The 836-nt window shown below is 71.5% G+C and carries 1 pseudogene; it reads left to right on the top strand.

Going from position 1 to position 836, the window contains the following annotated elements:
- Positions 1 to 569 (top strand): annotated as a pseudogene (locus AB0G02_RS37300) (hypothetical protein); the annotation flags it as partial.
- Positions 570 to 836 lie beyond the last annotated feature (267 nt).

Below are 836 nucleotides of genomic sequence, written 5' to 3'. Positions count from 1 at the left end.
GCCTCCACCGCCACGGTCTCGCCACCCACTACGACCCCGCCGCCTGGGCCGTCGAACCACCGCACGACCGCGACACGGGGGAGATGCTCGCCAGCGCCAAGCGCACCATGCGCCAGTTCCTCGACAAGACCCACGAACCCGACGTCGAACTCGTCTGGGCCTCCCTCGAACGCGACGACCCGCTCATCGCGGAAGCCGAACACCGCACCCTCACCACCTGGACCGAGCACGCCCGCACCCTCGACGTCCGCACCGAGATCGAGCGGCACACCGCCGACGCCGGGGGACCGGTCTGCGTCGTCGGCTGCGGCGCCGACATCCCCGACACCCTGCCCGAGGGCAGCGTCCTGATCGACTTCGACGCCGAGCTCCTGGCCCGAGCAGGAGGCGGACACGCACGCCACCACGCCATCGGCCTGCAGATCCCGCTGCCCGACGACGCGGTGGAACGCGTCGTCGTCACGTCACGGCTCGACGGCATGTGGCAGACGTGGGGCGACGTCATCACCGCGGAGGCGCGGCGGGTCGGCAGGGAAGGACCCCGGACCGTCCCCGAACGTCTTACTTAACATAATGTAGATTATCGGCGTTACGGACAGGCTGGTGGACAGGGGTCGAGGGCCGGCCGGCCGGACCGTCCACACCGGCGTGACACGTCGTGCGCACACCGTCGACGGGCACACCGCGGCGACGGTCGCACCCGGCACGCGACGCCTCGACACTCGACACGCACCGCAGCGGGCGACGAGGCGCGACGGAGGCCGGTGGACCTCGCCGGGGTCCGGTGGGTCGACGACGGTGGCACGTCGTCCGGCCTGTCTCAGCAGCGTGGACAC

It is taken from the genome of Actinosynnema sp. NPDC023658 (assembly GCF_040639995.1).
Classification (GTDB): Bacteria; Actinomycetota; Actinomycetes; order Mycobacteriales; family Pseudonocardiaceae; genus Actinosynnema.
Note: the sequence above shows the minus strand (reverse complement) of the source record. Positions and strands in the feature narration are given on the sequence as shown.